A 25,100-nucleotide genomic window follows, 5' to 3' on the forward strand; every position below is an offset into this window, starting at 1 on the left:
GCTCGGCACGTGCCCGCCCCCTTGGAGCCCGACACCACCCCGGAAGAGCACCGCCAGCGTGCCCTCCTCCTCGCCGACCTCGGCCGCTACGACGAAGCCGCCGACGAGATCGCGGCTGGCCTGACCGCCGAACCGCAAGAGGTCAACCTCCTCGCCACCCTCGCCCGCATCCACCTCATCGCCGACCAGCCCAGCGAGGCCCTCGCCGCCGCCGACCGTGCCGCCACCACCGACCCGCGGGCCCTGGCCGTCCTCGTGGTCCGCGCCATGGCACTCACCGACAGCCGCCGCTACGCCGACGCCGCCCGGATCGCCGCCGAGATCCTCAACGACTGGCCCGACGACCCCTACGCGCAGCGCACCGGCGCGGCCCTGCTCAGCGAATCCCGCAACGGGCAGGAAGCACTCAACGCCGCCTGGAACGGCGTCCGCGTCGCACCGACCGACGCCGAGGCACATCTGGTGCTAGCCGTCGTCGCCGCCCGGCTACGCCTGTTCGACCTGGCCCAGCGGGCCTACGGGGAGGCCCTCGACCTCGACTCGACGATCGGCGACGCCGGCCGTGAGACCGGCATCGTTCGATTCGAGCGACGCCGGTGGGCCCGCGCCATCGAAGGACTCGCCGAAGAAGCGTCGCTCAGCGCCCCAGCCCCGGCCGCCGCCGACGATGCGGACACCCCCGCAGTTTCCGCTGCTCCCGCTGCCAAGGTCGCACCCCCTGTGCCGGAGGTCAGCGTGCCGACCCGGCCGGTCCTCGACACCTCCGAAGAGTCCGCCGAAGCGGTGCGGGAAACCGTCCGGTTCGGCGCCGGCGGTGCCGTGATCGCCGCCGTCCTGGCCGCCGCGATGACACTGATCAGCGCCGGTATCTCCCGGGCCTGGGCCGGCCTCATCGGGGCGCTCGTCTTCGGGGCGGTCGTCTTCTGGTTCCGCGGGCGGCTACCCGAACCGGCCGGCATCGTCCTCGGGCGGCTACGGGACCACGACCGGCGGCTCGCCGTGGCGGTCTACCTGACCTTCGCCGCGCCACTGTTCCTGCTGGCGTACGCGGTGGTCGGCGGCCCGGTGCCGCTGATCGCCGGAATGCTCACCGCGGCGGTGGCCGAAATCCTGGCGGTGCTCCAGCGGCGTCGCTGACCGCTGCACTGCTGTCGCCACGTCCGGTCGGCTGCGGCGTTGCCCGGTCGGCTGTCGCGTTGCCTGGCCGGCTGTCGCGTTGCCCGGCTGGCTGTCGCGTTGCCCGGCCGGTCTGGGAAGTCACATAACGGACTTGGTTGTCCGTATCTCGCGGCGTCTATTAGGTTCGGATTCGTGTCAACGATGGTGCCTCCGCTCTACGCCGGGCTGGTCGATGACGCTTCCCTGCTCCCACCCAGCCCGATCGGGCTCGCCGACGCCGTCGCCAAACACCACGAACACGCCACCGCCTGGTACCGCGACCTGGTCGGATCACTGCTCGTACCCGCGTCGACGGTCGGCATCGAGCAGATCCCCCGCCTCACCGCCGGCCTCGTCGGTGACATCCCGGCCGCGGCGCTCCCCGCCACCGTCGAGAAACTCCGCGCCACCGGCGTCGAGGTCGAACACGTCGAAGCCGCTGTCGCCCGGCGCGGCGAAGACCCGCAACCCGGGGTCGCCACCCTCTGCACCTTCGCCGCCGCGCAGAACGGCCTGCCGCTGTACGCCGAGATCCCGCTCAGCTGGGGCCTGCTCGCTGCCCTCGACTCCGTCGCCGAGGCTCGCGCCGGCGGACTGTCGATCGCGCCGAAATTCCGGGTCGGCGGGCTGGCCGCGGAACTCTTCCCCACCCCGGTCGAGCTGGCGGCGGTGATCTGCGCCTGCCGTGACAGGCAACTGCCGTTCAAACTCGCCGCCGGGCTGCGGCACGCCACCCGGCACACCGATCCGGAGACCGGGTTCACCCATCACGGGTTCCTCAACGTGCTCGTCGCCACTGTCATCGCCGCTGGTGGCGGCGAGGTCGCCGAGGTGGCGGAGGCGCTGGCGGCCACCCATCCGGTACCACTGGTCGAACCGGCCCGTGCCCATCGGGACGGTCCACGTCCGCTGTTCGTCGGGTTCGGGGCCGCGAACGTGGTCGAGCCCCTTACCGAGCTCGTCCGTCTTGGCCTCATCAACGGTGGCTACGAGTAGTCGTGTCGGTGTCTCGGTCGTGGCCGTGATCACTACTTGCCTTGCTGTCCTGTGGTGCTCCGCTTTCCCGCATTTCCCGTGATCTCGGCTGTTCTCGCGTCGCTCTCCGCGGATCTCGGTTGCTTGGGGACCCACCCCCTCCCCTCCCACCGCCTTTAGCTGGGCCTTTTGGGGCCCGCTCGTGCCCAGGGGTCAGGCCGTCCTGCGCGACCTGGAATACTCTCGGCCGTGACCCGGGTGCTGCTGCGAATCATGGCGGCCGCGCTCCTGCTGGTGGTGAGCGGCCTGATCTGCTGGCGTGTGCTGGCTCCCGCTGAGCTGTCGGCGAGCGCCAGGACGCCGACCCCACCGACACCCTCGACGATGTTGCACGGCGTGACCAGCCGTCTCAACGTGGCGCCGCTGGTGGTCGACGGGACGGTGCGCGTCTACGCGGCGAAGCACCAGGTGCGGGCGGACGGGCCCGTCACGGCACGTGCCGTCTACACGGCGCGGTGGTCCTTCCGCCGGTGGCCCGAGCAGCTCAGCGCCGTGGTGGCCAGTGGCACGACGGTCGTCACCCGGTGGTCCGACGGGAAGCTGGTGGCGATCGACGCGCGGAACGGGACGGAGATCTGGCGCGCGGACGGGCCGGATGCGCCCGGCTATGCCGGACACCGGACCGGCGCCACGGCCGTCTGGAACCCGCCTGGTCTGCGTGCCGCTGCCGGCACCGTCGTGGTCACCGAGGGGCAGACCCTTTCGGGGTACGCCGTGAGCACCGGCCAGTCGATCTGGACGACGACAGTCCCTCCCGGGTGTGTGGATGGCTTCACGACCGGCACCGGCGCCTATCTGTGCGCCACCGGTGCCTATGACACGTCGACGGGTGCCGCGCTCACCGGCTGGCCTGCAGCCCCCTACACCCCCGTGGGCTGCGAGACCGAGGGCTGTGCGGCCTTCCGTGACGCGGCCGGGCAGGGGTGGCTCGTCACCCCGGCCGAGCCCCGCCGGGTCCCCGCTCTCGACGACCCGCTGGCCACGCTCGTCGCTGGTACCGTCATCACGGCCTCCTCGTCGCAATCCGACCTCCCCTCTCCGTCCGGCTCGCCCATGGTGACGCCCGGTCCCGATGCCTCGGCGGCCACGCCTCCCGCATCGGGCGCGTCAGAGGCCACGCTCAGCCCGGGCGCGTCAGAGGCCACGCTCAGCCCGGGCGCGTCAGCGGCGACTGCCTCCACGACTGTGGTGCCTCCGATGTTGCCTGCCGGGGACTCACCCTCCTCCTTCTTCGCGGCGGTTGCCGGGCGGACTGTGGATGGAGCCGCATTGTGGACAACTCCGGGGCCCGCGCGGGTGCTCGGTGGGGACGCGGGCGTGGTGCTGCTGCTGCGACCGGACAACACCCTTGACGGTGTGGATGCGCTGACCGGGGCGCTGCGGTTCTCGTATCCGCTGCTCTACGGGCCGGACAAGGAGGACACGCTTGACTGGAAGCCGGGTCTCTACCACGTGACCGACGGTTTCCTGGCTGTCGAGCGCCTCAACCGGGACGCGCCGGACGACCCGGAGTCCCCGATCTACTATCTGACGCTCGACACGGTCCTGCTCGTCGCGCTGCCCGGCTGACACCCAAAAGAGAGCGGCGGGCTCAGAGAGGGCCGAGCGTGGCGGGCTCAGAGAGGGCCGAGCGTGGCGGGCTGAACGGGCACCGACCCTGACTGTGGACACAGGAAACTGCCCGGCGGACCGGACCCGGGTCGGGGCGGCGATGCTGCGGATGGGTCGTCGGTGAAGGGGGACGTCCCGGCAGCCGCACTCGCCATCGCCGATGGTGGGGCGTCGTGACGTGCCCGGCTGTCCTCGTCACGCCGACCGGCGGCAACCGCGGTTATGACACGGGGGTTCCACGGCCCCGCGTGATCAGCCCCCGGGTGGTGAAGACTCAGAGGCCGGGGCGGGGGTTCAGCGGCGAATCTCGCATCCTGTCTGTTCAGGTCGACTCGTTAAGGATCGCCCCCGTGACGAGGACCGTCGGGCGCACCCAGCGCCGGGCCGGATGCGCATGCCGTCCTTCGATAGGGCGTCGGGCGCATCCAACGCCGGGCCGGGTGCGCGGGCGGCCCTTCGGTGGGGCGTCGGGCGGGCCCAATGCCGGACCGGGTGCGCGTGCCGTCCTTCGACAGGGCGCGGGGCGCACCCAAGGCCGGGCCGGGTGCGCGTGCCGTCCTTCGACAGGGCGTCGGATGTACCCGTCGTCGGGTCTGGGTGCGATCACCGCCCCCAGGAGGGCGGCGATGGCACCCGCATCCGGCTCCGGGTGCCGACAGGACACCGGCCCCGAGAAGTCGTTCGCACACCAGGCCATTCTCGTCACCCTGACCGGCGACAACCGCGACCGGACCGCAGGTTTCACGCCCCGCGTGATCAACCCCTGGTGGTGAAGACCCAGAGAGGGGCGAGCATGGCGGGCCCGAACAGGGTTGAGGGCGGCGGAGGGGTGGCTGGGTTGAGGGCGGCGGAGGGGTGGCTGGGCTGGGCGCGGTGGAGGGGTGGCTGGGCTGAGGGCGGCGGAGGGGTGGCTGGGCTGGGCGCGGCGGAGGGGTGGGTCAGGTCAGCTGGGGGAGCAGGGCTGACCAGGCCTCCTCGGCGGCACCGGCGATGGGGCCCTCGTCGTCGGGGAGTGCTGCCGCCCTGACCGGGGGCGGGGCCGTCCGGTGGATCAGCATGAGGCCGGAGCGGTAGGCGGTGTCGATGGCCTCGGGGACCGCGGCGAGCAGGTCGACGCCCAGGCCGCCGAGGGTCACGAGGTCCGGGTCGAGTGCGTTGACCAGACCGGCGATGCCTCGGCCGAGGGCGGTGCCGACGGTGCGGACGGCGTCGGCGGCGGCGGCCGGGTCGATGGCGGGGCCGGATTCGCCGGAGCTGTAGGCGCTGGTGGGCGGTGGCAGGCCGGCGAGGTCCTTGGTGGGCGGTGGCAGGCCGGCCAGGTCCCTGGTGGGCGGTGGCAGGCCGGCGAGGTCCTTGGTGGGTGGTGGCAGGCCGGCCAGGTCCTGGCGGGCGCGCTGGGACGGCAGGGCGCGGGTCGCGGTGGCAATCACCCGGCGGGCGTAGGTGACCGGGTCGCGGGGTGGCGGGTCGCCGAGGAGCCGGGCCAGGGCGGTGCCGTCGACGGCGGTTCCCCAGCAGCCGTGTGCGCCGCAGCCGCAGCGGACCGCGGGGTCGCCGAACGGCATGTGCCCGAACTCGCCTGCGGCGCCGTGTGCGCCGATCACCGGGTGGCCGTCGTCGATGACGGCGCCGCCGAGGCCGGCTTCGATGCGCAGGTGCAGGGCGACGGCTGCTCCGGTGGCGGCGCCGCGACGGTGTTCGGCGGTGGCGGCGAGGGTGGCGTCGTTGCCGGCGACGAGGAGTCCGGCCTCGGGCCACAGGTCGGTGAGGTCGATGCCGTGCCAGTCGGAGTTGAACGCGTCCAGGCGCAGGTTGCGGGACACGGGACCGGGGACGGAGATGCCGATGGCGCGGAGGCGGTCGCCGTACCGCGAGAGGAAGTCTTTGATCGCGACGGTGACCGCCGCGCGGACCTCGGCCCAGGGGGCGCCGCCGTGTCGCTCGGACAGGGAGGCGAGGGTGGCGCCGCCGAGGGCGACGACGTCGAGCCGCCAGGCCTCGTGGGTGATCGCGAGGGCCAGCACGAGCGGGCCGTCGGGGTGTGGCAGCAGGAGTGTGGTGGGCCGGCCGCGGGTGCCGCTGGGGGCGGCGGGCGCCTGGGTGAGGAGGGCGGCGCGGCTGAGCCTGGTGACGAGTTCGGTGGCCGCTCCGGTGCCGACGCCGAGGAGGCGGGCCGCGTCGGCGCGGGTCACGCCGGGGTTCCGGTGGACCATGCGGAGCAGTGCGGTGGTGCGGGTCGTCATGTCGGCGCCCTTTCCCAAGGGTTCGTCACACCAGCTCTCCTTCCCAAGGGTTCGTCACACCGGCTCTCCTTCCCCAGGGTTCGTCACACCGGTTCTCCCTTTTTAAGCTCTGTCTCGGAGTTTATTGTGCGAAGGGTGAAGCTCAACCGCCCGGCGCTCGTCGTCCTCGGCATCTCCACCTTCTGCTACGTCACCGCCGAAACCCTGCCAGTCGGCCTCCTCCCGCAGATCTCGGCCGGTCTCGACGTCACCGAGGCGCAGGTCGGGCTGTTGCTCACCAGTTATGCCGTGGTCGCGGCGGTCAGCACCATCCCGCTCACGGCGCTCACCATGCGGCTGCCCCGGCACAGTCTGCTCGCCGCCACCGTAGCCGTCTTCGTCGTCTCCCAGGCGGCCGCGGCGCTCGCACCCACTTTCCTGGTGCTGGTGTTGTCCCGGCTGATCTGCGCACTCGCCCACGGGGTGTTCTGGTCGGTGATCGGGCCGATCACGGCACGGCTCGCACCGCCCGGCCAGGTGGGGCGGGCGACGTCGCTGGTCTTCATCGGCAATTCGCTGGCCATCGTGCTCGGCGTGCCGCTCGGCACCGCGCTCGGGCAGTGGCTGGGCTGGCGGCTGTCGATCGGGTTGATGGCGGCGGCCGGGGCGATCTGCCTGGTCGCGTTGATCCTGATCCTGCCGGCGATGCAGCCGCTGCCCCGCGACCGGGACGCGGCACTGGGCCGGCAGCTGCGGGACGCGGTGCTGATCCTGCGCAACGGCCGGGTCACCGGGCTCTGCGTGATCACCGTGGTGCTGGTGGTGGGGCACTTCGCGGCGTACACCTATATCGCGCCGCTGGTCCGCCGGGACGCCGGGCTGGACGGTGCGGCACTCAGCGCGCTGCTGCTCGGGTACGGCGCGGTCGGTCTGGTGGCGAACTTCGTGGTGGGCCGGTTCGTGGACCGGCGGCCGGGGCCGTTCGTGATCGCGCTGACCGCTGTCGCCGCCGGCTCGATGGTGCTGCTCGCGCCGGTGCTCGGGCCGGCCGCGACGATCGCCGCGGTGCTGGTCTGGGGCGGGGCGTTCAACGCGATCCCGGTGTTCCTCGGGTCGGCGGCGCTGCGGGTCGCGCCGGCCGCCCGGGACGCGGCCTCGGCGGTCTACGTCGTGGCCTTCCAGATCGGGATCGGCAGCGGCGCGTTCGTCGGTGAGCGGTTCGTCAGCGCCGGGCAGCTGGGCACGCTGCCGGTGCTCGGAGCCGGGTTCGTCCTGGTGGCGTGTGTCCTGGTGGTGCTGTGGCGGGGCGTCTTCCCGGCCCGGATCAGCTCCGAGGAGCATCACCGGACCGAGGCGGCGGCCCTGCATTAGAGCTGGTGGTCAGCCGAGGGCGACCTCGGCGGTCGCCAGGAACAGGTCGTTCTCCTCCGGGGTGCCGATGGTGACGCGGACGCCCTCGGGGTGGAAACCGCGCACGATCACGCCGCGGCTCTCACAGGCCGCGGTGAAACCGGCGGTCCGGTCGCCGAGCGGCAGCCAGACGAAGTTGGCCTGGCTGTCCGGCACGTCGAGGGAGAGCTTGCGCAGCGCCTCGGTGACCCGGGTCCGCTCCGACACGACCTCGGCGCAGCGGCGGCGGACCTCCTCCTCCTGGTCGAGGGCGGCCAGGGCCGCGGCCTGGGCGACCAGGCTGGTGGAGAACGGGGTGACGACCTTGCGGACGGCGGCGGCGACCTCGGGCCGGGCGACCAGGTAGCCCATCCGCAGGCCGGCCAGGCCCCACGCCTTGCTCATCGTCCGCAGGACCACGATGTTGGCCCGGTCGCCGTAGGTGGCGAGGCCGTCCGGCACGTCCGGGTCGGTGACGAATTCCCGGTACGCCTCGTCGAGCACCACGAGCACGTCGGACGGCACGTCGGCAAGGAACCGGTCGAGCTCGGCCTGGCGCAGGAACGTGCCGGTCGGGTTGTTCGGATTGCAGACGAAGACGAGCCGGGTCTGGTCGGTGATCGCGGCGGCGATGGCGGCCAGGTCGTGACCGTGCTCCGCCGTGTTCGCCACACGCACGCTGGTGGCACCGGCCCCGGCGGCGATGATCGGATACGCCTCGAAGGACCGCCACGAGTAGACGACCTCGTCGCCGGGCAGGCAGGTGGCCTTGACCAGGATCTCGGCCAGCGCCACCGAGCCGCAGCCGGTGATCACCCGGGCCGGGTCGACGCCGAGCCAGGCGCCGATGCGGTCGCGCAGCTCGACGACACCCATGTCGGGGTAGCGGTGGACGGACCGGACCGCCTCGGTGACCGCCTCGACCACGCCGGGCAGCGGACCGTACGGCACCTCGTTGCTGGCCAGCTTGACCGCCTCGGCGATGCCCAGCTCACGGGCCAGGTCGGCGACGCTGCGGCCGGGCACATAGGCGGGTAGCGCGTCCAGGTCGGCGCGGGTGAGGCGGGTCATCGGGATCCTCCGGGTTCGATGGTCGACGGGACGCCGCCCGGCGGCACGTCGACGACGACGGTGGCCGCCGCCTTGTCGTGCCAACCCTGACGCAGGCGAGGGTCGAAGGCGGGCGACAACGAATACAGGAACTGGATGAGCAGGCCGAGGCCGCACCACCAGAAGAGTGTCCACATGCCGAGGCGGGCCCAGCGGGTGAACGCGCGCGTGAAACCGAGCGGCCCGACCTTCTCCACCGGGACGACCCGGATGCCCATGATCCGTTTGCCGAGGGTCTGGCCGCTGCCGCTGAGCGCCGGCGCCTCGTAGGCCAGCCAGAGCAGGGTGCACAGGAGCACGATGGCGATGTTGAGGGTCTGCATCCGGTCGGTCGGCACGACCGTCGGCGAAGTGACGCCGGCCGCCCTCTGCTCCATGTAGTCGCGGAAGATCGGCATGAAGTCCTGGAGGTACAGGTAGCCGAAGTAGCCGTTCACCACGACGCTGAGCATCAGCACGGCGACGATGTCGATGAGCCGGGCGGTGAGGCGCTTGCCGAGCCCGGCCAGCGCCATGCCGTGCGGCCGGGCCTCGGGCATCGGGAACGGATACGGATAGGGGTAGGCGGGCATCGCCTGCGGGGAACCGGGCGGGGGCTGCTGGAAGCCGGGCGGGGGCTGCTGGAAACCGGCTGGTGGCTGCATGCCGGGCGGGGGCTGCCAGCCCGGCGGGGGCGGGGGCTGCGGCGCCCAGCCGGGCGGAGGCGGCGGCGGGGGCTGCATCCAGCCGGGCGGCGGACCGGGCGGAGCGGCCGGCTGGACGGTGACCGGCGACACGGGGGAGGCCGCTGGTGCGGGCGTCGTCTCGGCGACGGGTTCGGGCTCGACCGCGGGCGGGCCGTCCGGTGGCACGGCGTCCGCCGGGATGGCCTTGCCCAGCCAGCCCTCACCGTCCCAATAGCGCTGGGTACTGGGGTCGGCGGGGTCCTTGTACCAACCCGCGGGAACGGAACTCATGCGCAAACCTTTACCACGACAGCCTGACACTTCCCTGCGCAGCGGTCGCCCGCAGCGAGGGCCTGCTCACAGTGTCACAGGTGGCCCCGACAGTGACGGAGAGCACGGTCATGAGCAACCCTTCGGGTCATCGATGGTCAAGGTGTGCAATCGGTGCGGTAGGTTCCCAGCGTGGGTGAGCAGACTGTCCAGCTCGACGCGCTGGACGCGCGCCTGATCGCGATGCTCGCGGCCGAGCCGCGGATCGGTGTGCTGGAGCTCTCCCGGCGGCTCGCGGTGGCGCGTGGCACGGTGCAGGCACGGCTCGACAAGCTGATCGCGCGGGGCGCGATCAAGGGCTTCGGTCCCGAGGTGGCACCCGAGGCGATCGGGTTCGGCGTGATGAGTTTCGTGACGCTGGAGATCAGTCAGCGGTACGGCCACGACGCCGTCGCCGAGCACCTGGCGGAGATTCCCGAGGTCCTGGAGGCGCACACGATCACCGGCAGCGGGGACATCCTGTGCCGGATCGTGGCCCGGTCGAACGCCGACCTGCAGCGGGTGATCGACCAGATCGTGGGCTACGAGGGCATCGTGCGGGCGCATACGATCATCGCGCTGGCGGAGCTGATCCCGTACCGGACGGTGCCCCTGGTCAGAGCGGCAAGCCACGCATAGTGTGACGACACGGACTTACCACGCTCGACCCTTCCTGGATCGAAGGTCATTACCCTGCCCTGATGGCCTCGGGAGGCGGTTGGAAGGGACTCTGGGTGGTCACCGTCGCCGCGGTGGCTCTCACCGTCCTGGCCACGACCCATGTGTGGAACCCGTTCCCGCAGATCTGGTCCTGGATCACCACGAGCGGGCCGGTCGCACCGGGCACCCGCTGGCAGCAGTCCCTCGGCGGCACCCCGCAGAGCGTCGCCATCGCCGGTGACGCGGTGATCGTCGAGTACCGGACCTCGGTCGAGGCGTACGGCATGACCGCCGCCGTGAAGCTGTGGTCGTCGGACGCCGACTGGGCCGCCGTCGCCGGCAAGGGCCCGAACGCGGTCGTCGTGACCGGCCGGCTGCTGACCAAGGGCTATCAGGTTCTCGATCCGTCGACCGGCGCGGTACGGCGTGCCGACACCGTGGCGTCGGCGGTCTGGACCTACCAGGACGCGATCGTCGACCTGAGCTGCTCCGGCGGCGACGACTGCCGGCTCACCGCCTGGGACCCGCGGGCCGGCACCCAGCTGTGGAGCGTCGGCACCGGGAGCATCGGCTTCGTCCTGGACGCGGCCAACCCCGACCTGCCGGACACCCGGCGGCTGGTGTCCGGGTCGGTGGACGACGACGTCGCCGGGCCACCGGTGCTGCCCGGACTGATCGGGCTGCCGCACGACGGCGAGATCCGGGTCATCGACACCGCCACCGGGCGGCTGGTGCAGACCGTGCGGCCGGCGAAGGACCAGCGGGTCGCGGTGGTCGGCGGGCGGGTTCTCACGGTCACCGGCACGGCACGCGACGGCACCTGCTACTACGGCGTGGTGGGCGGGAGCCCCAGTGGTGAGGTGGTGTGGCAGCGGGACGGGCTGAACCTGCGGACCGCGGACAACGGCTCCGCCTGCGAGCAGGACCAGGATCCGGCGGGTGGCTACAACGTGGTGCTCGGCGTCGACCCGTACGGGCGTGAGGTCCTGATCAACGGCTATGACGGGCGGAACCTCTGGTACGGCGACAAGGAGTCGACGGTGCTGGCCGTCAACGACACCTACGCCGTGATCCGCAAGGGTCAGTCGATCCGGGGATTCTCGTTCGCCAAGGACAAGAACGTGTGGCGCCAGGACGACCGTGCCGATGCCGGTGCGGCGCTCACCCCGTACGCCGCGGTCGTGGCTTCGAAGGGCCGGGTCACGGCACTCGGCCTCACCAGTGGGTCGGTTCGTGCCGATGTGCGTACCGATGCGAAGGTTTTCGCTGTCGGCCCGGACGGCATGATCCTCGTCGCCGGCCGGGACATGGCATATCTGCCGTTCGCGTGAAACGCGGAGCGCCGGGTCCGGGTTCGCATCCCGCCGCCTCGCTGGCCTAGGCTTTCCGGTCATGAGCAAAGGCGCCGATTTCAGCTACTCGCCGCTCCTCCCGACCGGGGAGGATCTGACCGAGTACCGCCTGGTCACGGACGAGGGCGTGGATGTCGTCGAGGGCCCCGGCGGGCGACGGTTCCTGACCGTCGAGCCGTCCGCGCTCACCCAGCTCACCGCGGAGGCGATGCACGACATCGCCCACTACCTGCGACCGGCTCACCTGACGCAGCTGCGCGCCATCATCGACGACCCGAAGGCGTCGGCCAACGACCGGTTCGTCGCGCTCGACCTGCTGCGCAACGCCAACATCGCGGCCGGTGGAGTGCTGCCGATGTGCCAGGACACCGGCACCGCGATCGTGATGGGCAAGCGCGGGCGTCACGTGCTGACCGACGGGACCGACGAGGCGGCCATCGCGCTCGGCGTCTACCAGGCCTACACGCGGCTCAACCTGCGCTATTCGCAGCTCGCTCCGATCACCATGTGGGACGAGAAGAACACCGGGACCAACCTGCCGGCCCAGATCGAGCTGTATGCGGAGGATCCGGGCGGCCACCCCGACGCGTACAAGTTCCTCTTCATGGCCAAGGGCGGCGGCTCGGCCAACAAGTCGTACCTCTACCAGGAGACGAAGGCGCTGCTCAACCCGCAGCGCATGATGCAGTTCCTGGACGAGAAACTGCGCCTGATCGGCACGTCGGCCTGTCCGCCGTACCACCTGGCCGTGGTGATCGGTGGCACCAGCGCCGAGCACGCGCTGAAGACGGCGAAACTCGCCTCCGCGAAGTACCTGGACAACCTGCCCACCTCCGGCACCATGCTGGCGCACGGCTTCCGTGACGTGGAGCTGGAGGCCGCGGTCCTGGAGCTGACCCGCGACTTCGGCATCGGCGCCCAGTTCGGCGGGCGGTACTTCTGTCACGACGTCCGGGTGGTCCGGCTGCCCCGGCACGGCGCGTCCTGCCCGGTCGCGATCGCGGTGTCCTGCTCCGCCGACCGGCAGGCGGTCGCCAAGATCACCCCGTCGGGCGTCTGGCTGGAGCGGCTGGAGACCGACCCGGCCCGCTACCTGCCCGACGTCGACCTGGAGTCGTCGCCGGTCGTCAACATCGACCTGAACCGGCCGATGGCGGAGATCCGCGCCGAGCTCAGCAAGTACCCGGTGAAGACCCGGCTGTCGCTGACCGGCCCGCTCGTGGTCGCCCGCGACATCGCCCACGCCAAGATCGCCGAGCGGCTCGACGCCGGCCAGCCGATGCCGCAGTACCTGCGTGACCACGCCGTCTACTACGCGGGCCCGGCCAAGACCCCCGAGGGGTACGCGTCCGGCTCCTTCGGCCCGACCACCGCCGGCCGGATGGACTCCTACGTGGAGAAGTTCCAGGCGGCCGGCGGCTCGATGGTCATGCTGGCCAAGGGCAACCGGTCCAAGCAGGTCACCGACGCCTGCCAGACCTACGGCGGCTTCTACCTCGGCTCGATCGGCGGCCCGGCCGCGCGCCTGGCGCAGGACTGCATCCGCCACGTCGAGGTGCTGGAGTTCCCGGAGCTCGGCATGGAGGCGGTCTGGAAGATCGAGGTCGAGGACTTCCCCGCCTTCATCGTCGTCGACGACAAGGGCAACGACTTCTTCGCCGCCGTCACCCGGCCCAACCCGGTCTTCAGCATCGGCCGCCGCTGAGGGATCGACGGCCGATGACGGTCAGGACGCTGACGGGGCCGCTGAGACGGGCGGCTCCGACGGTGCGGTGGACGGGGTCTCGACCGCCCGCTTCACACCGCAGTAACCGGCGACCGGGCTGATCCACTCGGCGATCTGCTTCTGGAGCGAGCCGTCCAGGTCCTTGGTGCTCTTGATGTCCTCGATGTAGCCGAGGTCCTTGGCGCTCGCCTCGATCCGCTGCGCCGAGGTGGCGGCCACCGACTGGAGCTCGGGGTCGGGCGCGTCCGCGGTCTCCTTGCGGATCTGGGTGCCGATCACCTTCAGCTCGGCGGCGGCCTGCTTCTCCGCCTTGTCGGCGCTGGCCGTCTCCTTCGCCTCCTTGTGGGCGATCATCTTGCCCAGCGCCTCGCCGAAGTCGCCGAACTCGGTGGTGAACACCTTGTCGAGGCGCTCGCACACCTTGACGGTGTCCGCGGTGAAGTCCGGGGCCGAGGCCGACACAGCGGGCGCCGCCGCCGTGGTCGCGGCGGGGGTGGTGACGGCCGGCGCGGCGGTGTCCTCGTTCTTCGCATCGTCGCCGCAGGCGGCGCTGGTGACCAGCACACCGCCCGCGATCACGGCCAGAATGGCGCGTCGCATCGGAGATTCCTCATCGTCGGGGTCATCCAAACTCAGCCGACGGTACGTAACGAAGCCGAGGACGTCCAACTCTGAGTGATCGCTGAGACACGAACAGCCCGCTCGCGGCGGACCGCGAGCGGGCTGTACCTCCCCCGTTGAAGGCTGGGCCGCCCCGCCACACACTGGGGGCGCTCTTTGGAAGCATCGGTGGCGAAGCGGCGCTGGGGACAGGTTGCCCGAGACCGCTATCGATTCACTGTCGATCCGCTCTTGGGGCTCTCGGTAGGCTTCGGTCGCGAGCGCACAGGACGGGGATGACTACGTTGCGCTACCACATACTAGGAACACTCTCCGTGATGGGGGATGAGCGTCCGGTAGCTGTCACGGCCGGGCGTGACCGTGTCGTGCTGGCGATGATGCTCCTTCACCCGGGGCGCATCGTCAGCCTGGGCGAGCTGACCGAGGCCGTCTGGGGCGCCGACCCACCGGCCACCGCGCGGGGCCAGGTGCAGACCTGCGTGTCCCGGCTGCGGCGCGGCCTTCCGGCCGAGGCGATCATGACCGACCCGGCGGGGTACGGGATCCGGGTCGGGCCCGGCGAACTCGACTCGGAACGGTTCCTCACGCTCGTCGACATGGCCCGGACGGCCTCTGACCCGCAGGTCGCGCGGGCGGCGTACCGGGAGGCTCTGGATCTCTGGCGTGGCCCGGCGTGCGCCGAGATCGACGCGTCGGCCGTCCGGCAGGCGGCGGCCATGCTCGACCAGCGCCGGGCGATCGCCCTCGAGGACGCGATGGACCTGGAGCTGGCCGCCGGCCGGGCCCGGGAGCTGCTGGGCGAGCTGGCCGCGCAGGTCGACCGGTTCCCGCTGCGGGAGCGGCTGCGCGGGCAGCTGATGCTGGCGCTGTTCCGGTCCGGGCGGCGGGCCGACGCGCTGGCCGAGTTCCGCCGGGCCCGCGACGTGCTGCGGGACGAGCTGGGCATCGAACCCGGCCGGGAGCTGCAGGATCTGCACCGCGACATCCTGGCCGGGTCGGTGCCCGAGGTCCCGGTGGCGACGCCGGCGACGCCGGCGATGCCGGCCAACGGTCCGATCCGATGCCTTCCGCGTACGGTTACCGACTTCACCGGCCGGACCGAGCAGGTCGACCGGCTGATCGCCGGAATCAAGGCCGCCGAGCCGGTGGGGCCGGTGGTGGCCGTTCTCGACGGGATGGCCGGCAGCGGCAAGACCACCCTGGCACTGCACGTCGCCACCCTGATCGGCGACCGCTTCCCCGACGCGCACCTCTTCGTCGATCTGCAGGGCCACAGCGAGCTGGACCCGGTCGACCCGTCGGCGGCTCTGCTCGTCCTGCTCCGGCAGCTCGGGCACAGCGCCGAGGAGATCCCGTCCGAGCCGGTCCAGCGGGTCGGGTTCTGGCGTTCCCAGGTGGCCGGCCGGCGGCTGCTGATCGTCCTGGACAACGTGGCCACCAGCGCACAGATCGCCGATCTGCTGCCGACCACCCCGGGCAGCATGGCCCTGGTCACCGGTCGCCGGCGGCTCGCCGGGCTGGACGGCATCCAGCTGGAGTCCCTGCCGGTGCTGACCCACGACGAGGCGATGGCGCTGCTGGAGCGGATCGTCGGGGAGCGGGTGCGCGAGGAGCCGCGGGCGGCCGCCGAGGTGGTGCGGCGCTGCGGCGCGCTGCCGCTGGCGGTCCGGCTGGCCGGCGCCCGGCTCGCCCACCGGCCCCGCTGGCGGGTGACCGACCTGCTGCGCCGGCTCGGCGAGTCGGCGCTGCCCGAGCTGGCGGCCGAGGACCGTACCGTCACCGGCGCCTTCACCCTCACCTACCGGCAGCTGCCGCCGCGTCTGCAACGGGTGTTCCGGCTGCTCGGTGTGCATCCGGGCGCCACCGTCGACGACCTCGCGGTGGCCGCCCTGACCGGGCTGTCCCTGGACGAGGCCCGGGACGCGCTCGACGAGCTGGTCGACGTGCACCTGCTGGAGGAGCCGGAACGCGGCGTCTACCGGATGCACGACCTGATCCGGGAGTACGCCGGGATGCTCGCCGCCGACCTGCCCGCGCCCGACCGGCACGCGGCCCTGACCGGCGTGCTCGACCTGGAACTGCACACCCTGATCGCGGCGGTCGCGTCCAGCCACCACGACGTGCTGCACCGCGACCTCGGCTGGCCGCGGCCGGACCGGCCGGACCTGGTGGCGGCGCTGGAGGACCCGTACGCCAGGCTGGAGCGTGAGCGACCCGGCCTGGCCGCCTTCGTCGATGCCGCCGCGGACGCCGGCCAGCCCGGATATGTCTGGCGGATCCCGCGGGCCGCCTGGCAGCCGCTGTTCTTCCGCGGCTACATGGACGACATCCGGGAGCTGCACCAGCGGGCCATGGACCGGATCGGGAAGTCCGGCGACAAGGCCGCGATCGCCACCATCGCCAACTACCTGGCCTCCGCCTACTCCCGCGGTGGAGAGCACGGCCCGGCCGAGGAGTATCTGCTGCTCGCCATCCGGCTGCGCCGGGAACTCGGCGAACACGGCGCCCTCGCCACCAGCTACGGCAACCTCGGCACCATCTACCAGTCGCAGGGCCGGTTCGCCGAGGCCATCGAGGCGGTGCACACCTCCCGCCGGATCGTGGCCCGCCGGCGGATGCAGTCGTCGACGGCCGGGCCGCTGGGCACCCTCGCCGAGGTGCTCGGCCTGCTCGGCCGCTACGACGAGGCGCTGCACTACGCCGGTCTGCGGCTGCTCGCCGTCGTCGAACACGACGAGGACGGCCCGATCGCCCTGGCCCTGCTGCTGCTCCAGCGCCTCAAGTACGCCCACGGGCGGATCGGCGTGGACACCGCGCACCGGTACGTCGACGCGGTGCAGCGGCTCGCGGTCCGCAGCGACTCCCGGTCGATCCTGGCCGACGTGCACAACGACCGGGCCCGGCTGTTCCGTGACGCCGGCCGGTACGCCGAGGCGTGTGCCGAGCACCGCCGGGCGCTGGACCTCGCGGTCCGGATGCGCGACACCCGGCACGAGTCCGAATTCGCCCACGGCCTGGCCACCACGCTGTACCGGACCGGGGACACGGCCGGTGCCCGGGCGATGTTCGAACGGTCGCTGCGGCTGGCCACGGCGGGGCAGATGGCGTACTCGATCGCCCGTGCCCAGGCCGGGCTGGCCGCCTGCCTGGAACCGGGCGATCCGGAGGCGGCGGGCCTGCGGGCGCGGGCCGCCGAGCTGTTCCGCCGGATCGGTATCGACTGCGGCGAGGCGGAGGTCGAGAGAGGATGGTCCGGTGACGACTGACGAGAACGGTTTCCGGATCGAGCGCGACACGATGGGCGAGGTGCGGGTGCCGGCCGCCGCACTGTGGCGTGCGCAGACGCAGCGGGCGGTGGAGAACTTCCCGATCTCCGGCCGCGGCCTGGAGCCGTCCCACATCCGGGCGCTGGCCCGGATCAAGGGTGCCGCCGCCCGGGTCAACGCGACTCTCGGCGTGCTGGAGAAGGACCTGGCCGAGTCGATCGCGACCGCCGCCGCGCACGTGGCCGACGGCGGCTACGACGACCAGTTCCCGGTCGACGTCTTCCAGACCGGTTCCGGCACCTCGTCGAACATGAACGCCAACGAGGTCATCGCCACCCTGGCCGGCCGGGATCTGGGCCGCCCGGTGCACCCGAACGACCACGTCAACGCCTCGCAGTCGTCCAACGACGTCTTCCCGTCCTCGATCCACCTGGCCGCGACCGAGGCGGTCAGCGCCGATCTGATCCCGGCGCTCGGCCACCTGGCGGTGGCGCTCAGCGCCAAGGCGGAGACCTTCCGGACCGTCGTCAAGAGCGGCCGCACCCACCTCATGGACGCCACGCCGGTCACCCTGGGCCAGGAGTTCTCCGGGTACGCACGACAGGTCACCAACGGCGTCGAACGACTCCGGGACACCCTGCCCCGGCTCGGTGAGCTGCCGCTGGGTGGCACCGCGGTCGGCACCGGGGTGAACACGCCGCCCGGGTTCGCCCCCGCGGTGATCCGCCTGCTGGCCGACGAGACCGGCCTGCCGCTGACCGAGGCCCGCGACCACTTCGAGGCGCAGGGCGCCCGGGACGCACTGGTCGAGACGTCCGGCCAGCTCCGGGTGATCGCCGCCGGCCTCTACAAGATCGCCAACGACATCCGCTGGATGGGCTCGGGCCCCCGGGCCGGTCTGCGTGAGCTGCGCCTGCCCGACCTGCAGCCCGGCTCGTCGATCATGCCGGGCAAGGTGAATCCGGTGGTGCCGGAGGCGGTCCGCCAGGTCGCCGCCCAGGTGATCGGCAACGACGCGACGGTCGCCTTCGCCGGCACCCAGGGCGACTTCGAGCTCAACGTGATGCTGCCGGTGATGGCCCGCAACGTGCTGGAGTCGATCCGGCTGCTGGCCGCGGTGGCCCGGCTGTTCGCCGACCGCTGCGTCGACGGCCTGGAGGCCGACGAGGAGATCACCCGGGCGTACGCGGAGGGCTCACCGTCGATCGTCACGCCGCTCAACCGCTACCTCGGGTACGACGAGGCGGCCGCGATCGCCAAGCAGGCGCTGGCCTCCGGCCGGACGATCCGCGAAGTGGTGATCGAGCGCGGGCACGTCGGCGACGGCAAGCTGACCGAGGCTCAGCTGGACGAAGCGCTCGATGTTCTCCGGATGACAAGGCCGTAAAAAGGAGCCGCCAGGAGCTTGTGCAAGGCGATCTTTGTCGATGGAGTGCATCCATGAGAAGACGCCTAGTCGCCGGCGCCGTCACCACAGTGACCGGCCTCGCGTTCCTGACTACCATTCCCGGTTCGGCGACTGCCGCACCGACCGTTTCCCGCGACTACACGGTGGTGGCCGCCGACGGCGTGTCCGCGGCTGACGCTGCCGCCGCCATCCAGGCCGCCGGCGGCACCATCGTCAGCCGCAACGACGCCGTCGGGGTCTTCCGGGTCTCCTCCGCCGACGCCGCTTTCCAGAGCCGGGCCACCGCGACCGCCGCCCTGATCGGGGCGTCCGAGCGCAAAGCCATCGGTCAGGCCCCGAACAAGGTCGAGCGGGTGGAGTCCGCACTGCGCGGCCGCGAAGGCAAGGGACACGGCCCGGCCAAGGCCGACCCGCTCGACGACAAGCTGTGGGGCCTGACCATGGTCAAGGCCGACAAGGCCCGCAAGATCGAGAAGGGTGACCGGGAGGTGACCGTCGGTGTCCTGGACACCGGGCTGGACGCCTCCAACCCCGACCTGAAGCCGAACTTCAGCGCCAAGCTGTCGCGCAACTTCGCGCCCGACATGGTGGACATCGACGGCGAGTGCGAGGTGGCCGGCTGCCTCGACCCGGTCGGCACCGACGACGGCGGTCATGGGACACACGTGGCCGGCACGATCGGTGCCGCGCTCAACGGCAGCGGCCTGTCCGGTGTCGCACCCGGCGTCACCCTGGTCGAGCTCAAGGGCGGCCAGGACTCCGGCTACTTCTTCCTCGACCCGGTGGTCAACGCGCTCACCTACGCCGGTGACGCCGGCCTCGACGTGGTGAACATGTCGTTCTACGTCGACCCGTGGCTCTACAACTGCACGGCCAACCCGGCCGACAGCCCCGCCGACCAGGCCGCCCAGCAGGCCATCATCACCGCCGTGAAGCGGGCCCTGAACTACGCGCACAAGCGTGGGGTCACCCTCGTCGGGTCGCTCGGCAACAACCACGAGGACCTCGGCAAGCCGCGGACCGACGTCTCCAGCCCGGACTACGGCGGTACGCCGTACCCGCGCACCATCGACAACAGCACCTGCTGGGACCTCCCGGTCGAGGGCCCGCACGTCATCGGGGTGTCCTCGGTCGGCCCGACCGGCCGCAAGTCGGACTTCTCCAACTACGGCACCGAGCAGATCTCGGTGGCCGCTCCGGGCGGCTGGTTCCGTGACGGGTTCGGCACCGACACCTACCGCACCAACGGCAACATGATCCTGTCCAGCTACCCGCTCAAGGTCCTCCAGGAGGAGGGTCTGGTCGACGCGGCCGGCGAGATCACCGCGGACGGTGAGGGCGTGGCGTTCAAGGACTGCACCAAGGCCGGCGCCTGCGGCTACTACACCTACCTCCAGGGCACCTCGATGGCCTCGCCGCACGTGTCCGGGGTCAGCGCGCTGATCGTGAGCCGTTACGGCGTGCGGGACTTCTGGCGAGGTGGCAAGACCCTGGCGCCGAGCATCGTCGAGCAGGTCCTCTACCGGACGGCCGAGGAGCACGCCTGCCCGGAGCCGCGCCTGGAGACCTACACGAATGAGGGGCGCCCGGCCGAGTTCGACGCCCTCTGCGAGGGCGGGAAGAACTTCAACGGTTTCTACGGCTACGGCATCGTCGACGCCTACGCGGCGGTCGGCGGACGCTGATCCGTCACCGATCGAGTCGCCCCGCCCGTGCCGCACGGGCGGGGCGTTCGTCGCTCCAGCAGGCCGGTACCCTTGTACGGTGACTCTGCGCTTGTACGACACCGCGACCCGATCGGTCCGGGACTTCGTCCCGTTGACGCCCGGTCAGGTGGGGATCTACCTGTGTGGCGTCACCGTGCAGTCCTCACCCCACATCGGTCACCTTCGTTCCGCCGTCAACTACGACGTGCTGCGCCGATGGCTGCTGCACACCGGCCTGGAGGTGACGTTCATCCGCAACGTCACCGACGTGGACGACAAGATCCTGGAGAAGGCGGGCGAGCAGGGCCGCCCGTTCTGGGCCATCGCCTTCGAGAACCGTCTACGCCTGGACCGTGACTACTCCGCGCTCAACGTGCTGGCGCCCACCTACGAGCCGCTGGCCACCGGGCACATCACCGAGATGCACGAGCTGATCGAGACGCTGATCGAGCGCGGCCACGCCTACCCGGCCGGTGGCGACTGCGCCGACGTCTACTTCGACGTGTTGTCGTACAGGGAGTACGGCGCTCTCTCCGGCCAGAAGCCGGAGGACATGCGTGACCCCGGCGACGCCCCGCCGCGTGACAAGCGCGACCACCGCGACTTCGCCTTGTGGAAAGGTGTGAAGGCGGACGAGCCGCGCGACGCCTACTGGCCGTCCCCGTGGGGCAAGGGCCGTCCCGGCTGGCACATCGAGTGCTCGGCGATGGCCCGGCGCTACCTCGGCGACGAGTTCGACATCCACGGCGGCGGCCTGGACCTGACGTTCCCGCACCACGAGAACGAGGTGGCCCAGTCCAAGGCGGCCGGCCTCGGCTTCTCCCGCTACTGGGTGCACCACGCCCTGCTCAACCTGGGTGACTCCAAGATGAGCAAGTCGCTGGGCAACGTGATCGACCTGGACTCCGTGGTCGAGGGCGGGGTCCGGCCGGTCGAGCTGCGCTACTACCTGGGCAGCCCGCACTACCGCTCCCGGATCGACTACTCCGACGAGGCGCTGAAGGAGGCCGCGGTCGCCTACCGGCGCATCGAGGGCTTCGTGCAGCGGGCTGCCGAGATCGTCGGCCCGGGCCGTCCCAAGCAGGTGCCGCCGGCCTTCGCCGACGCGATGAACGACGACTTGAACACGTCGGCCGCGCTGGCGATCGTGCACGACACCGTGCGCGAGGGCAACACCGCGCTGGCCGCCGGCGACGAGGCCGCCATCCGGGGCGCACTGACCGCGGTCCGGGCCATGCTCGGCGTCCTCGGCCTCGACCCGTTCGACGCCAAGTGGGACGGCGGCGAGGGCGGCAACGACCTCAAGCCGGTGGTCGACTCCCTGGTCGCGCTGGCATTGGAACAGCGGGCCCAGGCCCGCACACGTAAGGACTGGGCGGCCGCCGACTCGGTGCGCGACCAGCTCAAGAACGCGGGTATTCAGGTGGAGGACACTCCGGCCGGGCCGCGATGGACGGTAGGAGAGCAGCACTGATGGCGGGCAATTCGTTCAACGCCAGCAAACGCACCACCTCGAAGAAGGGCGCCTCGGTCGGCTCGGGCGGTAAGAACCGCGCCGGGCTCAAGGGCCGGGGCAAGACCCTGCCCGCCGACGAGCGCCCGTGGCACAAGGGCTACTCGGGCACCGAGAAGCTGCCCGAGAAGACCGCGCGCAAGCAGGACAAGGAGCGCCGTGCCGCGGCCGCCGAGGGCCGCGCGCCCAAGGTCGGCCAGCCCGGTACCAAGGACACCACCTGGGGTCGTGGCGGCGGCCGTGCCACCGGCATCACCCGGGCCCAGTCGACCCGTGGTGGCGTGCGTGGCGGTGGTCCCCGTGGTCCCCGGATCGCGCCGGGCCGCCGCTCCAACCCCACCAAAGAGGGCCCCGAGCTGCTGCTCGGCCGCAACCCGGTGGTCGAGGCGCTCCGGGCGCTGGTTCCGGCCACCGCGCTCTACGTGGCGCAGGGCATCGACATCGACGACCGGGTGACCGAGATCGTCCGGACCGCCGGTGACCGAGGCATCCCGATCCTGGAGATCAGCCGCAACGAGCTGGACCGGATGACCGGTGGCGTGCTGCACCAGGGCATCGGGCTCCAGGTGCCGCCGTTCGCGTACGAGGACTTCGACGATCTGGTCAACGCGGCGCTGGAGCAGACCGCTCCGCTGCTGGTCGCGTTGGACGGCATCACCGACCCGCGCAACGTGGGCGCGGTGATCCGGTCGGTGGCCGCGTTCGGCGGGCACGGCGTCTTCATGACCGAGCGGCGGGCCGCCGGCATCACCGCGACCGCCTGGCGCACCAGCGCCGGCGCGGCCGCCCGCGTCCCGGTGTCCCAGGTGGTCAACCTGACCCGGGCGATCAAGTCGGCGCAGAAGGCGGGCTTCACCGCGATCGGCCTCGACGCCGACGGTGAGACCGGCCTCTACGAGCTGGAGGCCGCCGTCGGGCCGCTGATCGTGGTGGTCGGCTCCGAGGGCCGCGGTCTTTCCCGCCTGGTCGGCGAGACGTGTGACCTGCGGGTGAGCATCCCGATGGCCTCCGACGTGGAGTCGCTGAACGCCAGCGTGGCGGCAGCGGTCACTCTCGCCGAGGTGAGTCGCCGCCGCCAGCAGGGCTGATCGTTCAGAAATAGGCGCGCAGGCGGTTGCCGTCCGTGAGGAAGAGGCGGCCGCCTGCCACCGCCGGTGTGTAGTTCTGACTGCTGGGCATGCCGCCCTTCAGCTCCCGGCCGGTGCGCGCGTCGGCGATCGACAGCGCGGCGTCCAGGCCGGACGAGCTGTAGAGCAGTGCACCGGCCCGGACCGGCTGTCCCGCGCCGTCCGGCAGGTGCACCGACCAGAGCCGCCGGCCGTTCCTGGCGTCCAGGCAGATGACACTGCGATGCCGCGGGAGGTAGACGCGTTCGTCGTCGGCGGTCACCGACGGCGACGGCCAGGTCGACTCCCAGATCTTGTTGCCGTTCGCCGAGTCGATCGCGGTGAGCCCGCCGTTCCGCCCGCCGATGTAGAACCGTGAACCGGTCGGGTTGCTGCCCACGGCGTACCAATCCTCGGGTGTTCGCCAGATCGTCGCCCCGTTCCTGACGTCGACCGCCCGGGACCCCTCGCCCTCGGTGCGCAGCAGGATCCGCCCCTGCGCCGACAGCAGGCCGTCGCCGCGGGTGCCGAACAGCTTCCACAGGCGGGCGCCGGTCGCCAGCCGGTGGGCGACCGTCGACGCCTCGAAGTCGGGGCGGGTGTCGACCACCACCACACCCCGGTCCACGATCATGTCCTGGGTGGGCGCGCCGAGCGGGATCTCCCAGATCCGCGCGCCGGTGGTGGCGCGGAACGCGGTCAGGAAGCTCAGCTGGTTGTCGCACGCGTAGGTGAGGGTGGTCAGGATGCCCGCGGACAGGGCCATCCGGGTGACGCCGCGGCGCTCCAGGCCGACATGCCAGCGCCGGGAACCGGTCGCCGGATCGTAGGCGCCGATGCCGCCCGGATCACTGGTGTAGATGTTGCCGTAACCGGCCAGCGGCTCCCGGCCGACCTCGCACTCCGGGGCGCCGTGGGTGGCGATCTCCCAGCGTTTGGTGATCGTGCCCACCGATGCCGGGGTCAGCCCGTTCTCGTGCGGGTTGTAGAAGGTCAGGCCCGGGCCGTACCCGCTCTGGGTCCATTCCGAGGCGGGGGCCGGAGCGGGGGCGGGCGGGGTGGGCAGACTGAGTGCCGCGGTGAATGCGGCTATCAGGAAGAGGTTCACACAAGATCAACGAGCGGGGGCGGGATCGATGATGGGGCTCGCCCGGACCCTGGACCCGCTCGCCACCGGCGCTCGGCCGGTATCGGCGTTCTCCCGTCACCGGCGCTCGGCCGGTATCCGGCGTTCTCCTGTCACCGGCGCTCGGCCGTCACCCGGCGTTCTCCCGCCGCCCGGACCGTCCCGGGCGGCGGGAGAGCGGGGCTCAGCGGTTCGCGGCCGGGCTGAAGGAGCCGCAGGAGCGGCCCTGTTCGGCGCGCTTCACCGTGTTGCCGGAGCACAGGCGCAGCTCCGGCTGCCCGCCACCCCACAGAAGCTCCGAGCGCGCGGCGAAGTTGGTCTTCCCGGGACGGCACAGGCTGTTCAGGGTGCGCCACTCGATACCGTCGGCCGGCCCGTTGTACGAGATCTGCACGACGGCGCACTGGTTGCGCCCGTTCATGGCGAGCGTGCCGTTGACGGCGACCGGCGGCACCGGCCGCTCCGGGATGCTCATCATCCGGTCATAGGTGCCATAGGCGGTCGCTTTTCCGGCGGCCAGCGAGAAGGTGTTGTCCGCGGCGAGAGCCGGACCCGCGGTCAGTGCGAGAAGAGCGCCGGTGCCGGCGAGAATGCCGAGAGCGCGGCGAAAGAATGAATTCATGGAGAATCCTCAATCGTGTCGAGGGTGCGTTCGTCGATATATCAACGAATGAAATGAAGAAATGGTGCGCGAATGGTCAGCGCACGAGCAGGGTGTAACTCGGCACGAATCCGGTCCGGCAGCGGAACGACACCCAGACCCGGTTGGCGACACCGGCCGCACCGACCTTGCGGCACTCGCCCTGCGGGTCGGCCACCTCGTTGAAGGCGGCGGTGTAGACGACGGTCTCGGCGGCCAGTGGCGAGGTGCGCACCGGGTGGCCGACGAGCAGGTCGTCACCGGTGTAACCGGAGCGCACCGAGTAGGCCTGCCAGGCGCCGGACCGCAGGCCGGCCTCGCCGATGACCTCGGCCCGGCCGAAGCCGTAGGTGCCCAGGAGGCCGACGGAGTCCGTTACCGGGGCGGCCTGGGCAGCGGCCGGGGCGAGCACGGTCGCGACGGCGGCGGCCACGACGGCGCCACGTGTGATGGAACGCATTTGTTCGGTGTCCCTTC

Annotated in this window: 20 protein-coding genes; 13 read left to right on the forward strand and 7 right to left on the reverse strand. The window is 71.7% G+C overall.

Going from position 1 to position 25,100, the window contains the following annotated elements; genetic code table 11:
• Positions 1-9: 9 nt before the first annotated feature.
• The 4 genes from ACFO0C_RS19625 (at position 10) to ACFO0C_RS19640 (ending at position 4,577) form a co-directional block, all read left to right on the forward strand.
• On the forward strand, positions 10-1,137 hold the full coding sequence (locus ACFO0C_RS19625; protein ID WP_378068089.1) for a tetratricopeptide repeat protein: 1,128 nt from the start codon (positions 10-12) through the stop codon (positions 1,135-1,137).
• Positions 1,138-1,311: 174 nt separating this feature from the next.
• Positions 1,312-2,154 (forward strand): hypothetical protein, encoded by an 843-nt coding sequence (locus ACFO0C_RS19630; protein WP_378068090.1) that lies wholly within the window; start codon positions 1,312-1,314, stop codon positions 2,152-2,154.
• A gap of 228 nt (positions 2,155-2,382) precedes the next feature.
• Entirely contained in the window at positions 2,383-3,762 is a 1,380-nt protein-coding gene (locus tag ACFO0C_RS19635; RefSeq protein WP_378068091.1) for an outer membrane protein assembly factor BamB family protein, read from the forward strand.
• Between the two features lie 668 nt (positions 3,763-4,430).
• Positions 4,431-4,577, forward strand: coding sequence for a hypothetical protein (locus tag ACFO0C_RS19640; protein ID WP_378068092.1), 147 nt, complete (start codon positions 4,431-4,433; stop codon positions 4,575-4,577).
• A 165-nt stretch (positions 4,578-4,742) separates the two neighbouring features.
• On the opposite strand, the gene ACFO0C_RS19645 is transcribed toward ACFO0C_RS19640, so the two are convergent.
• The gene (locus tag ACFO0C_RS19645; protein ID WP_378068093.1) at positions 4,743-6,047 is read right to left on the reverse strand and encodes an ROK family transcriptional regulator; all 1,305 of its coding nucleotides are present in this window, start codon (positions 6,045-6,047) and stop codon (positions 4,743-4,745) included.
• Positions 6,048-6,182: 135 nt separating this feature from the next.
• On the opposite strand from ACFO0C_RS19645, the gene ACFO0C_RS19650 reads away from it, so the two are divergent.
• Positions 6,183-7,397: an MFS transporter gene (locus ACFO0C_RS19650; protein WP_378068094.1), complete on the forward strand. Its 1,215-nt coding sequence runs from the start codon at positions 6,183-6,185 to the stop codon at positions 7,395-7,397.
• A gap of 9 nt (positions 7,398-7,406) precedes the next feature.
• On the opposite strand, the gene hisC is transcribed toward ACFO0C_RS19650, so the two are convergent.
• Together hisC and ACFO0C_RS19660 are read right to left on the reverse strand one after the other, a co-directional pair.
• Positions 7,407-8,486: a histidinol-phosphate transaminase gene (gene hisC, locus ACFO0C_RS19655; RefSeq protein WP_378068095.1), complete on the reverse strand. Its 1,080-nt coding sequence runs from the start codon at positions 8,484-8,486 to the stop codon at positions 7,407-7,409.
• Positions 8,483-9,481, reverse strand: coding sequence for an RDD family protein (locus tag ACFO0C_RS19660; protein ID WP_378068096.1), 999 nt, complete (start codon positions 9,479-9,481; stop codon positions 8,483-8,485). Before ACFO0C_RS19660 ends, hisC begins: the two co-directional genes overlap by 4 nt.
• A 171-nt stretch (positions 9,482-9,652) precedes the next feature.
• Here ACFO0C_RS19660 and ACFO0C_RS19665 point away from each other — a divergent pair, with 171 nt between their 5' ends.
• The 3 genes from ACFO0C_RS19665 to ACFO0C_RS19675 all read left to right on the forward strand — a co-directional run bounded on the left by ACFO0C_RS19665 (position 9,653) and on the right by ACFO0C_RS19675 (position 13,216).
• On the forward strand, positions 9,653-10,138 hold the full coding sequence (locus ACFO0C_RS19665; protein ID WP_378068097.1) for an Lrp/AsnC family transcriptional regulator: 486 nt from the start codon (positions 9,653-9,655) through the stop codon (positions 10,136-10,138).
• Positions 10,139-10,200: 62 nt separating this feature from the next.
• Positions 10,201-11,490: a hypothetical protein gene (locus tag ACFO0C_RS19670; protein WP_378068098.1), complete on the forward strand. Its 1,290-nt coding sequence runs from the start codon at positions 10,201-10,203 to the stop codon at positions 11,488-11,490.
• 61 nt (positions 11,491-11,551) lie between these two features.
• The gene (locus ACFO0C_RS19675; RefSeq protein ID WP_378068099.1) at positions 11,552-13,216 is read left to right on the forward strand and encodes a fumarate hydratase; all 1,665 of its coding nucleotides are present in this window, start codon (positions 11,552-11,554) and stop codon (positions 13,214-13,216) included.
• A gap of 21 nt (positions 13,217-13,237) precedes the next feature.
• On the opposite strand, the gene ACFO0C_RS19680 is transcribed toward ACFO0C_RS19675, so the two are convergent.
• A complete protein-coding gene (locus tag ACFO0C_RS19680; RefSeq protein ID WP_378068100.1) occupies positions 13,238-13,837 on the reverse strand; it encodes a hypothetical protein in 600 nt (199 codons plus the stop codon).
• Between the two features lie 338 nt (positions 13,838-14,175).
• Here ACFO0C_RS19680 and ACFO0C_RS19685 point away from each other — a divergent pair, with 338 nt between their 5' ends.
• The 5 genes from ACFO0C_RS19685 to rlmB all read left to right on the forward strand — a co-directional run bounded on the left by ACFO0C_RS19685 (position 14,176) and on the right by rlmB (position 22,839).
• Positions 14,176-17,124, forward strand: a complete 2,949-nt coding sequence (locus ACFO0C_RS19685) for an AfsR/SARP family transcriptional regulator (RefSeq protein WP_378068101.1) — start codon at positions 14,176-14,178, stop codon at positions 17,122-17,124.
• A 31-nt stretch (positions 17,125-17,155) separates the two neighbouring features.
• The gene (locus tag ACFO0C_RS19690) at positions 17,156-18,511 is read left to right on the forward strand and encodes a class II fumarate hydratase (RefSeq protein WP_378068517.1); all 1,356 of its coding nucleotides are present in this window, start codon (positions 17,156-17,158) and stop codon (positions 18,509-18,511) included.
• A 53-nt stretch (positions 18,512-18,564) separates the two neighbouring features.
• The gene (locus ACFO0C_RS19695; RefSeq protein WP_378068102.1) at positions 18,565-20,217 is read left to right on the forward strand and encodes a S8 family serine peptidase; all 1,653 of its coding nucleotides are present in this window, start codon (positions 18,565-18,567) and stop codon (positions 20,215-20,217) included.
• A gap of 79 nt (positions 20,218-20,296) precedes the next feature.
• Positions 20,297-21,712 (forward strand): cysteine--tRNA ligase, encoded by a 1,416-nt coding sequence (gene cysS / locus ACFO0C_RS19700; protein WP_378068103.1) that lies wholly within the window; start codon positions 20,297-20,299, stop codon positions 21,710-21,712.
• The gene (gene rlmB / locus ACFO0C_RS19705) at positions 21,712-22,839 is read left to right on the forward strand and encodes a 23S rRNA (guanosine(2251)-2'-O)-methyltransferase RlmB (RefSeq protein WP_378068104.1); all 1,128 of its coding nucleotides are present in this window, start codon (positions 21,712-21,714) and stop codon (positions 22,837-22,839) included. The genes cysS and rlmB overlap by 1 nt, the downstream gene beginning before the upstream one ends.
• A 4-nt stretch (positions 22,840-22,843) precedes the next feature.
• On the opposite strand, the gene ACFO0C_RS19710 is transcribed toward rlmB, so the two are convergent.
• The 3 genes from ACFO0C_RS19710 to ACFO0C_RS19720 all read right to left on the reverse strand — a co-directional run bounded on the left by ACFO0C_RS19710 (position 22,844) and on the right by ACFO0C_RS19720 (position 25,083).
• Positions 22,844-23,965 (reverse strand): outer membrane protein assembly factor BamB family protein, encoded by a 1,122-nt coding sequence (locus ACFO0C_RS19710; RefSeq protein WP_378068105.1) that lies wholly within the window; start codon positions 23,963-23,965, stop codon positions 22,844-22,846.
• A gap of 202 nt (positions 23,966-24,167) precedes the next feature.
• Positions 24,168-24,605: a hypothetical protein gene (locus tag ACFO0C_RS19715; RefSeq protein WP_378068106.1), complete on the reverse strand. Its 438-nt coding sequence runs from the start codon at positions 24,603-24,605 to the stop codon at positions 24,168-24,170.
• A 76-nt stretch (positions 24,606-24,681) separates the two neighbouring features.
• Positions 24,682-25,083 (reverse strand): hypothetical protein, encoded by a 402-nt coding sequence (locus ACFO0C_RS19720; RefSeq protein ID WP_378068107.1) that lies wholly within the window; start codon positions 25,081-25,083, stop codon positions 24,682-24,684.
• Positions 25,084-25,100 lie beyond the last annotated feature (17 nt).

Source organism: Actinoplanes subglobosus (assembly GCF_042650585.1).
Taxonomy (GTDB): domain Bacteria; phylum Actinomycetota; class Actinomycetes; order Mycobacteriales; family Micromonosporaceae; genus Actinoplanes; species Actinoplanes subglobosus.

Excerpts from the sequence above, each read along its gene's own strand:
- ACFO0C_RS19640 (WP_378068092.1), top strand. The coding sequence starts at position 4,431 with ATGGCACCCGCATCCGGCTCCGGGTGCCGACAGGACACCGGCCCCGAG.
- ACFO0C_RS19645 (WP_378068093.1), bottom strand. The coding sequence starts at position 6,047 with ATGACGACCCGCACCACCGCACTGCTCCGCATGGTCCACCGGAACCCC.
- hisC (WP_378068095.1), bottom strand. The coding sequence starts at position 8,486 with ATGACCCGCCTCACCCGCGCCGACCTGGACGCGCTACCCGCCTATGTG.
- ACFO0C_RS19660 (WP_378068096.1), bottom strand. The coding sequence starts at position 9,481 with ATGAGTTCCGTTCCCGCGGGTTGGTACAAGGACCCCGCCGACCCCAGT.
- ACFO0C_RS19670 (WP_378068098.1), top strand. The coding sequence starts at position 10,201 with ATGGCCTCGGGAGGCGGTTGGAAGGGACTCTGGGTGGTCACCGTCGCC.
- ACFO0C_RS19675 (WP_378068099.1), top strand. The coding sequence starts at position 11,552 with ATGAGCAAAGGCGCCGATTTCAGCTACTCGCCGCTCCTCCCGACCGGG.
- ACFO0C_RS19680 (WP_378068100.1), bottom strand. The coding sequence starts at position 13,837 with ATGCGACGCGCCATTCTGGCCGTGATCGCGGGCGGTGTGCTGGTCACC.
- ACFO0C_RS19685 (WP_378068101.1), top strand. The coding sequence starts at position 14,176 with ATGGGGGATGAGCGTCCGGTAGCTGTCACGGCCGGGCGTGACCGTGTC.
- ACFO0C_RS19690 (WP_378068517.1), top strand. The coding sequence starts at position 17,156 with ATGGGCGAGGTGCGGGTGCCGGCCGCCGCACTGTGGCGTGCGCAGACG.
- ACFO0C_RS19695 (WP_378068102.1), top strand. The coding sequence starts at position 18,565 with ATGAGAAGACGCCTAGTCGCCGGCGCCGTCACCACAGTGACCGGCCTC.
- rlmB (WP_378068104.1), top strand. The coding sequence starts at position 21,712 with ATGGCGGGCAATTCGTTCAACGCCAGCAAACGCACCACCTCGAAGAAG.
- ACFO0C_RS19715 (WP_378068106.1), bottom strand. The coding sequence starts at position 24,605 with ATGAATTCATTCTTTCGCCGCGCTCTCGGCATTCTCGCCGGCACCGGC.
- ACFO0C_RS19720 (WP_378068107.1), bottom strand. The coding sequence starts at position 25,083 with ATGCGTTCCATCACACGTGGCGCCGTCGTGGCCGCCGCCGTCGCGACC.